Source organism: Rhodococcus sp. T7 (assembly GCF_009872365.1).
Classification (GTDB): Bacteria; Actinomycetota; Actinomycetes; order Mycobacteriales; family Mycobacteriaceae; genus Rhodococcus_F.
Map to the genome: position 1 here is coordinate 1 of NZ_WXYH01000063.1, position 13,186 is coordinate 13,186.

The following is a 13,186-nucleotide window of genomic DNA, read 5'->3' on the forward strand; positions in this document are numbered from 1 at the left end:
GTAGAGGGCGAACAGCAGCCCGATCTGGCCGGCGCCCAGGTCGGCGGTGGCGAACAGCAGCGGGAACAGGCCCCAGGAGAGCCCGAAGTTGAGGTTGTTGACCAGGCCGGCCTGGCTCGCCGAGGACAGGGCGGGCTCGGTGAAACTCGTTGCCATGGCGATCTGCCGGTCGGTCAGGTCCGCGTGCAGGTGGTCGTGCGCACCGTCCGCGCGGGGGATGTGCTGCGCGGCCTCGAGACGGGCGTGGTCGCGGGTTTCGTGGATGAACACCCCGGACAGCAGCAGCGCGAGGGCGGTGTAGGCCAGTCCGAGCAGGAACGGGGCCGGTCGCAGGCCGAACTGCTCGGCCAGGTACCCGGCCAGCAGCGAACTGACGGCCACGGCCCCGTAGCCGGCGGCCTCGTTCAGGCCCATCGCCAGGCCGCGGCGGGCGGGGCCGACCAGGTCGATCTTCATCACCACGGTGGTCGACCAGGTCAGGCCCTGGTTGATGCCGAGGAGCACGTTGGCGGCGACCACCCACCACCAGTTGGGGGCGGCGATGAGCATCAGCGGGACGGGAATGGCGAACAGCCAGCCCACCAGCAGCACCGGTTTGCGGCCGTAGCGGTCGGAGAAGGTCCCGGCGAGGTAGTTGGCGGCGGCCTTGGTGATCCCGAACGCCGCCACGTAGGTGAAGATGAATGTGTAACCGGTGAGGGCGAATTCGCCTGAGGCGAGCAGCGGCAGCACGGTCTGCTGCTGGCCGACCATGCCACCGACGAGGGCGTTGACGGCGACGAGCAGGCTGAACTGGGCCAGGTTGGGGCCCAGGCCGAGTCGGATCGGCCGGGGCGAGGTGGTGCTCATGCGCCGGTCTTCGCTGATGTGCCGGTCTCGAGGGTGCGGCCGGTGGCGGCGGCCCAGTCGTCGGGTCCGCCCTCGAACACCGTGAGGTTCCGGTGCCCGGCGCGTTCGAGCAGGCTCGCCGCGCCCATCGCGCGTTCCCCGTGCCCGCACATCACCACGGTCGGCTCGTCCGGCAGGTCGTCGACCCGGCCCGGGAGGGCACCGAGTTCGATGTGGACGGCGCCCGGCAGATGCCCGGCCAGGTATTCAGGGCGTTGCCGGATATCGAGAACCCGCACGCCCTCGACCCCGTCGGGGCCGGTCAGCGCCGTGGCGGCCACCTCGAGTTCCGCGGCGGTCCAGGCGGCGAGGCCGCCGCCGAGTTCGCCGATCAGGTTGTCGTACCCGATCTTCAATGCCTGCCACACGATCTCGTTCACGTCCTGATCGGGGTCGCGGACAATGATCAGCGGCCGGTCGGCCGGGGCGAGCCAACCCAGCCAGCTCGCGAACACCGGCCGCAGCGGAATCGAGAGAGCGCCGGGGATGTGGGCGGCCGCGAAACGGGCCAGCGGGCGCACATCGATCAGGGCGGCGCCGCCGGCCAGCCGGGCGCGGACGGTGTCGACGGTCAAGGCTGGCAGCACCGGATCCTGGTCGAGGAGTGGGGGACCGAGCCGGTTGATCTCGCCGAGACGGAGGAAGTACGGCGGATAGCTACCGAGGGATCCCAGCAGTTGGTCGACGAAGGTGTCCTCGTCCCGGGTGGCGAGCAACGGGTTGGTGGCGCGCTCGCGGGCGATGGTGCTGGTGCGGTCCGCGCCCGGCGGGGCGGAGCAGAACGACCCGGCGCCGTGGGTCGGCCAGACCGCGACGTCGCCGGGCAGCGCGGCCAGGCGCTGCAGGGAGGCGTACTGGGCGCGGGCCAGGACTTCGGTGCGATCCGGTCCGAGCAGGTCGGTGCGGGCGGCCGAACCCACGATCAACGATCCGCCGGTGAACACCCCGACCTCCTTCTCGCCGTCGAGGAGCAGGAACGACAGGTGCTCGTGGGTGTGCCCGGGCGTCATCAGTGCCCGCAGCCGCAAACCGCCCAGGTCCACCTCGTCGCCGTCGCGCAGCCCGGTATGCGGAAACTCCCGGTCCCCGGCCGCCGAGGCCAGCACCCGCGTTCCGCCGGTGGCACCGAGTTGGTGGGCGCCGGAGAGGAAGTCGGCGTGCAGGTGGGTGTCGGCGGCGAACGCGACGGTCAGCCCGCGGCGGGCGGCCGCGGCGTGGACCGCGCGCAGGTCGCGGCTGACGTCGACCGCCAACGCTCGGCCGTCGCCGAGATCCACGAGGTAGGCGGAGTTGCCGAGCCCTTCGTCGATGAGCGGTACCAGATCGATTCCGGCCATGGTGTCTCTCCTGTGTCGACTAGGTCGGGTGTCGCGGTGCAGTGCCCCGACTCCATGTTCTACACTATTCCAAAGATGATTGGAGAATACTATGGGTGATCGGATCGCGAAGACGGAGCTGTTCGACCAGTTCGCCCGGGTCGGCAAGGCGCTGGGCAGTGGCAAGCGGCTCGAACTGCTCGATCTGCTCGCCCAGGGCGAGCGCACCGTCGACGGGCTCGCCCGCGCGGCCGAGTTGGGGCTGACCACCGCGTCGGCGCATCTGCAGACCCTCAAGCAGGCCAATCTGGTCGCCACCCGCCGCGAGGGCACGAAGGTGTTCTACCGGCTCGCCGGTGCGGATGTGGCGCAGCTGTTCGCGCTGGTCCGCACGGTCGCCAACGAGCACCTGCCCGACGTCGAAGCAGCCCGCGCTGCCTACCTGGGTCCGGACACCGACCAGGTCAGCAAGGACGAGCTGCTCGAGCGGGCCCGGTCCGGGAAGGTGACGGTCCTCGACGTGCGACCCCGCGAGGAATACGAGGCCGGGCACATCCCGGGCGCGGTGTCGATCCCGTGGGATGAGCTCGCCGATCGTCTCGCGGATCTGCCCGAAGATCAGGAGATCGTCGCCTACTGCCGCGGCGCGTACTGCGTGTTCGCGCACGATGCGGTCCGGTTGCTGACCGACCACGACCGGCAGGCCTCGCGGCTGGCCGACGGCATGCTCGAGTGGCGCCTGGCCGACCTGCCGGTCGCGACCTGAATCTCCCTTCTTCCGGCGATCGTCAGTCGAGGGTGAGCTGCCGCCGGTGGAAGTCGAAATGCTGAGCGGGGTAGCGGTAGAGGTCCTCGAGGGTCATGTAGTCCGCGAAGAACGGATCCCACCGGCCGGGGAAGTGCATGCCGCGCTGCAGGTCGTTCTCGGCCTCCGCCGCCAGACTCCGCAGGAGTGAATCGATGACCTTGTCGCATTGCCGCACCATGCGGTGACGGTTGAATACCCGGGCCGCCTGGCACGTTCCCCGATAGTTGACCTCGTCGAACAATCGCGTCGAGGCGTTCTGGGCGGCGGCGAAGCGGCGACTGACGCCGTCCGGTAGCCGGCCGAGGAGCCGGACCAGGATCAGTAGACGGCGCACCACCATGTAGCCGAACACCATGTGAAACAACAGTTGCTCGTTCGTCCAGCGGGTGCCCTCGGAGGGCCGGTCGAAGCCCTCGGAGCTCGCGCCGCCGACCAAGCGGTGAAACTCAGCCCTAACCCGCTCGAATTCTCCGGCGATCTCCCGCCGGTCCACACGCTTTGACCTCGACATCACTGCCCTCGCCTGCGATCGCCTCAGCACCCTCGGTACGGACCATCTTCCTCCGGCCTCAGCGCCATTGCGATCGACTGCCCAGGTCGCAGAGTCAGCAGATGCTCGAAGCTCTTGATGAGGGATCTTTGAATTTATAGTTCGGCATTCCAGCGCGATCAGCGCCGCCGCCGGGTGGGCCCACGACGCGGTCGCCGACATACATCAGAGCGTGGCCGCGGCCCTCGCCATGGCCGTGCTGGTCGGGGGTGCTGCCCGGTGTCATTGGCGTCGGTGCTCGGCGCACAAGGATTCCGGAGGGGCCATGATGCGGACTCATCCATCCGGGTCGAGGCCATGCGGGCGTGGGGATCTCGGCGATCCGTCGTACCCCGGTCACTGCGTGCGCACGGATACCTACGGGGTGCTGGTGATGTCGGTGTCCTTCGCGTTGTCGTACTCGTCGTTGATCAGCACGGTGGTGCGGTCGGGGCGGTCGATCATCGAGGCGGCGATGGAGGATCGGTAGCCGGAGGCGCAGTGCACCCAGATCTCCCCGTCGGGGAGGGTGCCCTGTCGGTCGGCGAGTTCGTGGAGCGGGATGTTGATCGCCCCGTCGATGTGGCTGCTGTCGTATTCGTTGCGTTGGCGTACATCGAGGACGGTGATGTCGTGCTCGGGAAGTCTCTCCGCGAGGGCGGGGAAGTCGGCGACCCGGTAGGACCGCAGTTCGGTGCCGGTGACGAGGGTGTGGATTTCGCCGACCGCGGCACCGGCGAGGTCATCGATGCCGATGCGGACCAGTTCTCGGCGGGCGTCGGTGACCTGGTCTTCGTTTTCGCCGATCAGGGTCAGCGGTGCACCCCACTTGTAGAGCCAGCCAAGGTAGGTGACGAACGAGTCCGACAATTCGAAGCCGAGGGTGCCGCCGAGGTGGCCGGCGGCGAAGGCGGTGCGCTCACGCAGGTCCACCACCCATTCCCCGTCGTCGATGCGGCGGCGGAGCTCGTCCGGGTCGACCAGTTTGGGCAGTGACAAATCGACCGGGGTCGGTCCTTGGGTGTTGATCACGCCCATGTGCGCGTAGTAGGCCGGGTAGTCGCCCAGGCCGGCGATCAGTTCCTCGACGTAGCTTTGCTCGTCCTGGGTCAGGGCAGGGTTGGTGGTGCGTTGTTCGCCGACGGTGGAGGAGTCCCCGCTCGCGGGGGTTGCGGCGCAGAAGCTACCGAATCCGTGGGTGGGGTAGATCTTGGTGTCGGCGGGGAGCGCGCCCGCCAGACGGCGCACCGAGTGGTACTGGGCGTGGGTCAGTTCCCGGGTGTGATCGTTGCCCAGGAGGTCGGTGCGGCCGGTGGTGCCGAAGAGCATCGATCCACCGGTGAAGACTCCGCGGATGCCGCCGGTGGTCTCCCGCAGCACGTAGCTGACGTGGTGGTGGGTGTGGCCGGGGGTGTGCATGACCTGCAATTGGATCGGGCCCGCGTCGATGAGGTCGCCGTCGGATACGGCGCATCGCTGGTAGTCGACGTCGTCGCCGGTGGGGACGACGTACTCGGCCCCGGTGGTGCGGGCCAGTTCGAGGCCGCCGGTGACGTAGTCGTTGTGGATGTGGGTCTCGAGGACATGGGTGATCCGCACATCCCGGTCGTGGGCGAGGGCCAGCACCCGGTCGATGTCGCGTTGCGGGTCGACGACTACGCCGACAGCGCCGTCGCTGACCAGGTAGCTGCGATCGCCCAGGCTCGAGGTCTCGATGATCGACACGTCCATGACTCGTACCTTCCTCACATATTCTCTGGTGTTCGCATACCCGGGAGGGCATAGGTGAAACGGTGTGGTGCCGGCCGCCCGCGGCATCAGCGCAGCAAAATCGTGTCCACCAGCACGTACGCGGCGACGACGAAAACGAGATAGGCGAACCACCGCTGCAACTTGTCGGTGTCGACCTTGGTGCCGAAATGGCCGGCGATCAGCGACCCGGCGATCGCGGTGCCCGCGAACGCGGCGGTGATCGCCCAGTCGATGCTCGCACCGCTCAGGTGCGAGACCAGACCGGCCGCCGAGTTCGCGACGATGATGACCAGCGAGGTGCCGACCGCGACCGACATATCCAGACCGAGCATCAGCACCAGGGCGGGGATGATCAGAAACCCGCCGCCGACACCGAACAGGCCGGTCAAAAAGCCCACCGCGACCCCGGCAGGGATGGATCGGGGGGCGCAGCGGCGCCAGTCGATCCCCGAGTCCCCGACCTCGCAGGCGGTGCCGGTGTCACCACGATCCATCAGCATCCGGATCCCGGCGAGAACCATCACGGCGGCGAAACCGACCATCACCACCGATTGCGGCAGCAGTCGCCCGACCGCGCTGCCGGCGAAGGTCGCGGGAATACCGCAGGCGGCGAAGACGCCAGCCATGCGCCAGTTCACTTGGTGCTCGCGAATTTTCGGGATGGCTCCGACGAGGGAGGCGACACCGATCACCAGCAGGGAGATCGGAATGGCCTGCTCGAGGTCGAGACCGAGACCGAAGACCAGCGCGGGGACGGCCAGGATCGACCCGCCGCCGCCGAGGAGTCCGAGCAGGACACCGATGATCGCCCCGAGCGCGAGTGCGATCGTTATTTCCACATAACTCCTTTCGCCATCAGCCGTGGGGGCGGGGGCGGGTGTGGTTACCGGTCGCCGGTGTCCTGGGAGAGGGTGTCGATGGCGGCCTGCAATGCGGCGGTGGCGTCGTCGGCGACCGCCCCGAGCCCGGGTTGGTCGGCGACCTGAACCATCACCTGCGGGTTCATCGCATCGACCAGCACCGCACCCGGATCAGCCGGGTCGGCGCGCACGACGACGTTGCACGGCAGCAGCAGCCCGATCTGCCGGTCCACGGTGACCGCGCGATGGGCGAGCGGCGGATTGCAGGCACCGAGGATCAGATAGTCCTCCATGTCCTCACCGAGTTTCGCCTTCAGGGTGGCCTTCATATCGATCTCGGTGAGGACCCCGAAGCCTTGGTCCGCCAGGGCTTTGCGGGTGCGGTCCACCGCGTCGGCGAACGAGGTGTGCAGGGTGGTCGACAGTGCGAGCGTCATGAGCGTGTGCTGCCTTTTCTCGGAGAATATGGGATGGGATCGGCCGGTCACCTGCCCCGATCATCGTCCCGATGGGGCGGGAGACGCCGCGACGAGGCGCGGTACGCCGAGGCGGTGCAGCGGCAGACTCGCCGGGCACCACCCCGCCGCGCCGAACAGCAAAAGGTTGGCCCCGACGAACCTGGTGAGCAGCAGCCACCACAACGAAAAAGCCACGGTGAGTGCGAGGCTCGCGAGCACCATCGTTCCGGCCAGCAACGGGACCACCCGCTCGATCGTCCAGCCGCGGGCGGGGAGAGCGTCGGTCATGGTCGCCTTTCGTCGACGTCGAACGGAGGTCGGGGTGAAAGTGGCTCAGGCGAGGGCGAGGAAGAGTTTCTCGAGTTCGGCCTCGGTCATCGGCTCCTTGCCTTTCTCGGCCGCCTCGCCGGTGAGGCATTCGCGTAGGCCGGTGGCGACGATCTTGAACCCGGCCTTGTCCAGGGCCCGGGAGACCGCGGCGAGTTGGGTGACGACGTCCTTGCAGTCGCGGCCCTGCTCGATCATCGAGATCACCCCGGCGAGTTGCCCGTGGGCGCGGCGGAGCCGGTTGAGTACCAATGCGATGCTGTCTTCGTCGCCGACCATGGCGGTTTCCTTTCCTAGACCTCCCCCCACTGTACCCCCCGGGGTATCGGTGCGGGGTGGGTAAGGGACGCGCCGACTCACCTCCGCACCGGCCTCAGTGCGAGAAGTTGATCTTCGGCAGCACCATGCGCAGCCACGCCGGTGACCACCAGGCGGCGTGCCCGGTCAGCCGCAGCAGTACCGGCAGCAGGATCAGCCGGATCAGCACCGCGTCGAGGAGCACGGCGACACCGAGGATGATGCCCATCTCCTTCGGGGGCAGCGGGTCGGCGAGGGCGAAGGTGAAGAACACGGCGACCATCACCGCGGCGGCGGCGAAGATCACCCGTCCGGAATGGGCGAGGCCGTCGACGTGCGCGACCGTCGGATCGCCGGAGTGTTCGTAGTGTTCCTTCGCGGTGGCGAGGAGGAAGACGGTGTAGTCCATGGCGATTGCGAAGATCATGGCGAAGAAGAACGCCGGCCCCCACCCGTCGAGGAAGCCCTGGGGGGTGAAGCCGAGCAGGCTCGCGCCGTGGCCGTCCTGGAAGATCAGCTTCGCGACCCCGAATGCGGCCGCGGTCGAGAGCAGGCTGACCACGGTGCCGAGGAGTGCGATCAGCGGGGCCTGCAGCGCCACCAGCAGCAGCACGAACCCGAGAACCAGGATGATCCCGACGATCAGCGGGAGGTAGTCGTTGAGGGCCTGCTGCAGGTCCAGGTTCTCCGCCGGTGCGCCGCCAACCAGGGCGCCTTGGGGTAGGTCGGCGCGCAGGGTGTCGAGGATGGTGCCCATTCGTGTGTCGGAGGGATCGACGGTCGGCATGGCCTGCAACATGACGTAGTCACTGCCGTCGGGGGCGGGCTGCGGCGGCGTCACCATCGCGATGCCGTCCGTCGCCGCGGCCGCTGCGGCGGTCTCGGCACCGCCCGTGGTGGGGGTGATGATCTGCAGCATGCCCGGTGCACCCTCGCCCATCTGGGCCTGGACGAGTTCGTAGCCCTGGCGGACCGGGGCGTCGGTGGGAACGACCTCGATCGAGGGCATCGCGACCTTCAGTCCGAGCGCGGGGACCGACAGCGCGATCAGCACCAGAAGGGCACCGATCGCGAACGGCCACGGGTGGCGATGCAGCAGTTCGCCCCAGGCGGCGAACCGCGGCGAACGGTGTATTTGCCGCTTGGCGTAGGGCAGGGAGCCGGCGTTGACCTTGCCGCCCAACGCGCCCAGGGCGGCGGGCAGAAGCGTCATCGAGGCCAGCAGGACGAAGAACACCGCGAGCATGATCCCGACGGCCATCGTCCGCACGGCCGGCGCGGGCACCAGGAGAACGGCGGACAGGCTGACCAGCACCGTGATTCCGGACAGAACCACGGCCTTGCCTGCGGTTTCCATGGTGTCGGCCACGGCGGCACGCGGCGACGTGGCGTGACGGATCGCATCGCGGAAGCGGGCGACGATGAACAGGGCATAGTCGATGCCGAGGGCGAGTGCGAACATCATCGCGAAGTTCATCGCCCACACCGAGATCGGCGTGATCTCGTTGAGCAACACCAGGCCGCCGGCGGAGGCGACGAGCCCGGCCAGGGTCAACAGCAGCGGTAGCCCGGCGGCGACGAGAGACCCGAACGCGAGCACCATGATCGCCAAGGTCACCGGCCAGGAGAACAATTCCGCCTGAATCATCGCGTCGTGATTCGCCTTGTTGAAGTCGCTCCACAGCGCGGACGCCCCCGTGGGATACACCTCGATTCCGTCGCCGGACAGGGCGGTCAGCTCGCCCTTGAGGTCGTCGACGGCCTTGACCATGTCGTCGGTGCTCGCGTTCGCGCCCGCAATGAGGATGCCGGTGTGCCCGTCCGGGCTGATCGACGTCCCCGGCTGCGGTGCGATCACCGCACCGAACCGTGGGTCGCCCGCGAAGACGGTCCCGACGTCGGCCAGGGTGTGCTGCATCTGCGGGCTGTCGATGGTCTGAGTATCCGAGTGCACGACCACCTGCACCGCGGCCGAGGAATTACCCCCGAAATGCTGCTCCGCGAGCTCGCGGACCTGCACCGACTCCGATCCATTGGCCTGCCACCCGGCACCGGCCAGCGAACTGAACACCGACGGCGCGGCGGCACCGAGGGCGACCAACAGGATCAGCCAGATGCCGAACACCCATTTCGCGTGCCCGGCCATGGCCGCGCCCATGCGGCCGAGCACACCGCCCTCGGTGATCGGCTCGGTCCTCGGGGCGTCGCCGCCCAATGCCGTACTGCGGGTCATACAAGTCCTCCTCGAGGTGATGGCAAAGCGCTGGCAGCGCGTATCGGCGAGGTCGGGCGTGAGGGTGCGCTCACGATCCGTCTCCGGTGTCGAGCGGCCGGCCCAGGGCGGCCCAGCCCGAGGTGCCCCCGGCGACCGAGACCGCACCGCGGCCGGTGGCCTCGACGATGCGGGCCCCCTCCCGGCTGCGGTTACCGGACGCACAAATCACGTAGACGACCTCCCCCGCGGGAATCTCCACGGTGTGAGCGGCTAGTTGCCCGAGCGGCATCAACAGCGCACCAGGTACGTGCCCGTCGACGTACTCCCACCGCTCGCGCACATCCACGACGGGAACTCCGTCGGCCCAGCGCACGGCGAATTCACCGAGGTCTACCTCACGCATATCAAACTCCTTCATACCCTAGGGGGTATTTTCAGGAACTCGCTCACTGTACCCCAGGGGGTATGTCGGTACGCAAGTGTGTCGATTGCTCGCGACGTGAGCGAGCAAAGGGCCGAGGAGGATCCGCGCCAGTTCGGGCAGTGCCGTCATCGGAACCTGGCGCAGCCATGCGCCGCTTTCGGCCGGCGGCGGTGCGGGCCACTAGGGCGAGACGGCGGTGCCGACTTCCGTCGTCGAACAACATTCCGGTCGGGATAACCAAGCATGGACAGATACCCCTAGGGGTACTTGACATACCCTATGGGGTATATGGCACCATGTTGCACATACCGAGGACATCGACCCGATGGAGGAACGCATGATTCTCGAGCAGTACTACATCGAGTGCCTGTCGCACGCGTCGTACCTGATCGGTGACGAGAGCACCGGCCGAGCGGTGGTGGTCGATCCGCGCCGGGACATCGGCGAGTATCTCGACGACGCCGACAAGCACGGGTTGCGCATCGAGGGTGTGATCAACACCCACTTCCACGCGGACTTCGTCTCCGGCCACCTCGAATTGGTCGAGGCAACCGGGTCGTGGATCGGGTTCGGCGAGGCCGCCGAGACCGACTACCCGATCCGCCGCCTACGCGACGGCGAGCGAATCCGCCTCGGCGAGGTCGAGCTCGAGATCCTGTCGACCCCAGGACACACGTGGGAGTCGATCTCGGTGCTGGTGCGCGAACGGGCGGGGGTGACCCCGACCGCGGTGCTGACCGGCGACTCACTGTTCATCGGCGACGTGGGCCGGCCGGATTTGGTCAACCTCGGCCACGGATCCAACACAGACCTGGCCCGGGCGATGTACCGCACGGTGCACGAGAAGCTGCTGACCCTGCCCGATCAGGTCACCGTCATGCCCGCGCACGGTGCCGGCTCGTCCTGCGGGAAGAACCTCTCGACCGAGCTGAGCTCGACTATCGGGGAGCAGCGCGCCACCAATCCGTCGGTGCAGCCGATGAGCGAGGACGCCTTCGTCGCGCTGGTCACCAACGGCCAACCCGCGGCGCCCTCCTACTTCTCCGTCGATGCCGCGATGAACAAGCAGGTCCATCCTCTCCTCTCCCGAGACCGGGCGATCCCCGAACTCTCGCCGGAGCGGGTGCGCGCCGAACTCGTCGCCGGTACCCGGGTGGTCGACGCGCGCAGCGTGGACGACTTCGCGGCCGGGCATCTGTGCGGCTCGGTCAATGTCGGGTTCGACGGCCGGTTCGCAGAAACTGGCGGGATGGTCGCCGAAGTGGGCGAGAAGCTGGTGCTGATCACCTACCCGGGCGAGGAGCAGGACGCGGCAGTGCGGCTGGCGCGGATCGGCTCGGACGATACGGTCGGCTACCTGTCCGTCGGCCACGACGGACACTTTCCCGCCGAGCTGGCTGATCTCGTGCAGTCGGCGCTCCGCACCACCGTCGACGAGCTCGACGCTCTGCTCGCCGCCGATGCGGTGACCCTGATCGACATCCGCAATCCGGGCGAGCGGGAGTTCGGGACGATACCAGGGGCGGCGCCGATTCCGCTGGCGCAGTTGCACACCCGGCTCGAGCAGATACCCACCGGCAAGCCGATCGTGGTGCACTGCGCCGGCGGCTGGCGGTCGAGTGTGGCCGCGTCGCTGCTGCGGGCGCAGGGCTTCGAGAACGTCTCCGACCTGCTCGGCGGCTACAACGCCTGGGCCGAGGCGCACGTCCCCGCCTGATCAGGCCACACGCAGTCCCGATCAACGAAGGCGCCCAACCGGTGGCAACGAAAAATCTCACCCTCGTGGACTTCGAGTCCACGATCGCCGACAGCGGCAGCGGTCTCGTTGACTCTGGGCCTCTTGGTGCGGACCCTGCCGCGCCTTCGCCCCGGTGTTCGAGAAGTCCTCGGCCACGCATCCAGATATCGTGCACGCGAAGGTCGACACCGAAGCCGAGCAACAACTCGCCGCCATGGCGAACATCCGGTCGATCCCCACCATCATGGCCTTCCGCGAAAGCGTGCTCGTCTACTCCCGGCCCGGGTACTGCCCGCACGCGCCCTCGACGACCCTGATCGGCAGGGTGAAGGCCCTCGACATGGCTCTGGTGCACGCGACGGTCGCCGAACGACGCGCAGTCGCCGGCGCCTGACCTGAACCGTTCACCCGAACCCCGCACTCCGTACCCAGGAGGATCCCATGTGTTACCCCGTCACCTGCGCGAACTGCGGCAACACCGGCTGGGGCGGTTGCGGCCGACACCTCGACACCGTCATGAGCTCCGTGCCTACCGCCGATCGCTGCACCTGCCGTCAGGACACCACCCCGGTCCAGGACCAGCGTCGCACCCTGCGTTCATTCTTCCGCCGCTGACCGCCTGGCCGAACGGTCGGCTGCGCGATCGCGGCAGAGGCTATCGTTCTCGATGGTCAGCACTTGAAACGCGCGAGCGAACGTACCTCGCGGCCCGTAACGAACCGGCGATATCTTGACCACCATCGAATTCGGCGCTCGCCTCGGCGAGGTCCGGGGCCCGCTGAAAGCCGTAGGGCATCTTTAGAACCAGTGACGGCGTCCACCGACGGCGCGGCCGGTGGCCCCGAGCAGCGCGAGGATGACTCCGATGACCAACAGGATGATCCCGATGGTCCAGAGGATTGAGATGCCCGCCACGAATCCGATCACGAGCAGAATCAGTCCGAGAATGATCACGATGAACCTCTTCTCGGCGCGTGTGCGCCAATCATCCGCGGTTACCCCCTCGTCGTAGTCGGAAAACAGATAGTCGACAGCGAGATGCGCAGGGTTGGCCGTGAGCAGGGGCACCCATGCGCGGCAGGCGTCACTCATGGTGTGTGCGGGTGACTGCTGCAAGAAACGCACGATCTTCTGCGGGCTCCGGGTGCGCGGAGGGGCCGGTCGGGTTTCGTAATGGTCCCGGCCACAAGTCGCGGAGGCGATCGATTTCGTTTGTTTTCGTCGAGTTCTCCACCTGGGTTCTTCCTCGACGCGGCGCAGTTGTGCCCCGCAACTGTCACGGGCGCGGAAGTGCTGGTGATACTCGATCCTTGTCGGAATACCGCAAACACGATCTGCCCCACACCATTCCCCACGATTCTCGTGTCATCGCCTGCTCCGACAACGGTCACGGAGGTACTAGCAGATCCGGCAACAGTCTTTTATGCCGCCTTGTCGGGGTGATCGGAAGGCTGCGTCCGCGGGGGCACGGGAACGCGCTCCCCGCCACGTAGGGGCCTAGGGTGTGTCTCCCAATGATTTGTGGTGTTGTGCTGCAGACTCTTCGGTGTGGCAGACGTTGTTGATCGGTTTGA

At 67.7% G+C, this 13,186-nt stretch carries 13 protein-coding genes and 1 pseudogene; 3 read left to right on the top strand and 11 right to left on the bottom strand.

Annotated elements, in window-relative coordinates; all coding sequences use genetic code 11:
• Window positions 1-849 (bottom strand): MFS transporter (locus tag MLGJGCBP_RS08735; protein ID WP_201453003.1); only part of this gene is annotated, 849 nt, incomplete at its 3' end.
• Window positions 846-2,225 (bottom strand): MBL fold metallo-hydrolase, encoded by a 1,380-nt coding sequence (locus tag MLGJGCBP_RS08740; protein WP_007295977.1) that lies wholly within the window; start codon window positions 2,223-2,225, stop codon window positions 846-848. The genes MLGJGCBP_RS08740 and MLGJGCBP_RS08735, both read right to left, overlap by 4 nt.
• Window positions 2,226-2,316: 91 nt before the next feature.
• Here MLGJGCBP_RS08740 and MLGJGCBP_RS08745 point away from each other — a divergent pair, with 91 nt between their 5' ends.
• Window positions 2,317-2,970: an ArsR/SmtB family transcription factor gene (locus tag MLGJGCBP_RS08745; protein WP_007295976.1), complete on the top strand. Its 654-nt coding sequence runs from the start codon at window positions 2,317-2,319 to the stop codon at window positions 2,968-2,970.
• Window positions 2,971-2,992: 22 nt separating this feature from the next.
• Here MLGJGCBP_RS08745 and MLGJGCBP_RS08750 read toward each other — a convergent pair whose 3' ends face one another.
• The 8 genes from MLGJGCBP_RS08750 to MLGJGCBP_RS08785 all read right to left on the bottom strand — a co-directional run bounded on the left by MLGJGCBP_RS08750 (window position 2,993) and on the right by MLGJGCBP_RS08785 (window position 9,853).
• A complete protein-coding gene (locus tag MLGJGCBP_RS08750) occupies window positions 2,993-3,523 on the bottom strand; it encodes a DinB family protein (protein WP_039950538.1) in 531 nt (176 codons plus the stop codon).
• Between the two features lie 396 nt (window positions 3,524-3,919).
• Window positions 3,920-5,272 carry an MBL fold metallo-hydrolase gene (locus tag MLGJGCBP_RS08755; RefSeq protein ID WP_012686898.1) on the bottom strand — a complete coding sequence of 451 codons (1,353 nt, stop codon included), beginning with the start codon at window positions 5,270-5,272 and terminating at the stop codon, window positions 3,920-3,922.
• An 86-nt stretch (window positions 5,273-5,358) separates the two neighbouring features.
• Window positions 5,359-6,132 carry a sulfite exporter TauE/SafE family protein gene (locus MLGJGCBP_RS08760; RefSeq protein ID WP_012686899.1) on the bottom strand — a complete coding sequence of 258 codons (774 nt, stop codon included), beginning with the start codon at window positions 6,130-6,132 and terminating at the stop codon, window positions 5,359-5,361.
• A gap of 44 nt (window positions 6,133-6,176) precedes the next feature.
• Window positions 6,177-6,590 carry a DUF302 domain-containing protein gene (locus tag MLGJGCBP_RS08765; protein ID WP_007296768.1) on the bottom strand — a complete coding sequence of 138 codons (414 nt, stop codon included), beginning with the start codon at window positions 6,588-6,590 and terminating at the stop codon, window positions 6,177-6,179.
• 60 nt (window positions 6,591-6,650) lie between these two features.
• Window positions 6,651-6,899 carry a YgaP family membrane protein gene (locus MLGJGCBP_RS08770; RefSeq protein ID WP_007296769.1) on the bottom strand — a complete coding sequence of 83 codons (249 nt, stop codon included), beginning with the start codon at window positions 6,897-6,899 and terminating at the stop codon, window positions 6,651-6,653.
• Between the two features lie 45 nt (window positions 6,900-6,944).
• Entirely contained in the window at window positions 6,945-7,217 is a 273-nt protein-coding gene (locus MLGJGCBP_RS08775; protein WP_012686900.1) for a metal-sensitive transcriptional regulator, read from the bottom strand.
• Window positions 7,218-7,311: 94 nt separating this feature from the next.
• The gene (locus MLGJGCBP_RS08780) at window positions 7,312-9,468 is read right to left on the bottom strand and encodes an MMPL family transporter (protein ID WP_160094889.1); all 2,157 of its coding nucleotides are present in this window, start codon (window positions 9,466-9,468) and stop codon (window positions 7,312-7,314) included.
• 70 nt (window positions 9,469-9,538) lie between these two features.
• Entirely contained in the window at window positions 9,539-9,853 is a 315-nt protein-coding gene (locus MLGJGCBP_RS08785; RefSeq protein ID WP_007296772.1) for a rhodanese-like domain-containing protein, read from the bottom strand.
• 358 nt (window positions 9,854-10,211) lie between these two features.
• Between MLGJGCBP_RS08785 and MLGJGCBP_RS08790 the strand changes: the two genes are divergently transcribed.
• Window positions 10,212-11,591 carry an MBL fold metallo-hydrolase gene (locus tag MLGJGCBP_RS08790; protein ID WP_012686902.1) on the top strand — a complete coding sequence of 460 codons (1,380 nt, stop codon included), beginning with the start codon at window positions 10,212-10,214 and terminating at the stop codon, window positions 11,589-11,591.
• A gap of 41 nt (window positions 11,592-11,632) precedes the next feature.
• Window positions 11,633-12,006: pseudogene (locus MLGJGCBP_RS08795) on the top strand (thioredoxin family protein).
• A 404-nt stretch (window positions 12,007-12,410) separates the two neighbouring features.
• On the opposite strand, the gene MLGJGCBP_RS51545 reads toward MLGJGCBP_RS08795, so the two are convergent.
• On the bottom strand, window positions 12,411-12,566 hold the full coding sequence (locus MLGJGCBP_RS51545) for a DUF6131 family protein (protein ID WP_007296776.1): 156 nt from the start codon (window positions 12,564-12,566) through the stop codon (window positions 12,411-12,413).
• Window positions 12,567-13,186 lie beyond the last annotated feature (620 nt).

Excerpts from the sequence above, each read along its gene's own strand:
- MLGJGCBP_RS08790 (WP_012686902.1), top strand. The coding sequence starts at position 10,212 with ATGATTCTCGAGCAGTACTACATCGAGTGCCTGTCGCACGCGTCGTAC.
- MLGJGCBP_RS08745 (WP_007295976.1), top strand. The coding sequence starts at position 2,317 with ATGGGTGATCGGATCGCGAAGACGGAGCTGTTCGACCAGTTCGCCCGG.
- MLGJGCBP_RS08740 (WP_007295977.1), bottom strand. The coding sequence starts at position 2,225 with ATGGCCGGAATCGATCTGGTACCGCTCATCGACGAAGGGCTCGGCAAC.
- MLGJGCBP_RS08750 (WP_039950538.1), bottom strand. The coding sequence starts at position 3,523 with ATGTCGAGGTCAAAGCGTGTGGACCGGCGGGAGATCGCCGGAGAATTC.
- MLGJGCBP_RS08765 (WP_007296768.1), bottom strand. The coding sequence starts at position 6,590 with ATGACGCTCGCACTGTCGACCACCCTGCACACCTCGTTCGCCGACGCG.
- MLGJGCBP_RS08775 (WP_012686900.1), bottom strand. The coding sequence starts at position 7,217 with ATGGTCGGCGACGAAGACAGCATCGCATTGGTACTCAACCGGCTCCGC.
- MLGJGCBP_RS08780 (WP_160094889.1), bottom strand. The coding sequence starts at position 9,468 with ATGACCCGCAGTACGGCATTGGGCGGCGACGCCCCGAGGACCGAGCCG.
- MLGJGCBP_RS08770 (WP_007296769.1), bottom strand. The coding sequence starts at position 6,899 with ATGACCGACGCTCTCCCCGCCCGCGGCTGGACGATCGAGCGGGTGGTC.
- MLGJGCBP_RS08785 (WP_007296772.1), bottom strand. The coding sequence starts at position 9,853 with ATGCGTGAGGTAGACCTCGGTGAATTCGCCGTGCGCTGGGCCGACGGA.
- MLGJGCBP_RS08755 (WP_012686898.1), bottom strand. The coding sequence starts at position 5,272 with ATGGACGTGTCGATCATCGAGACCTCGAGCCTGGGCGATCGCAGCTAC.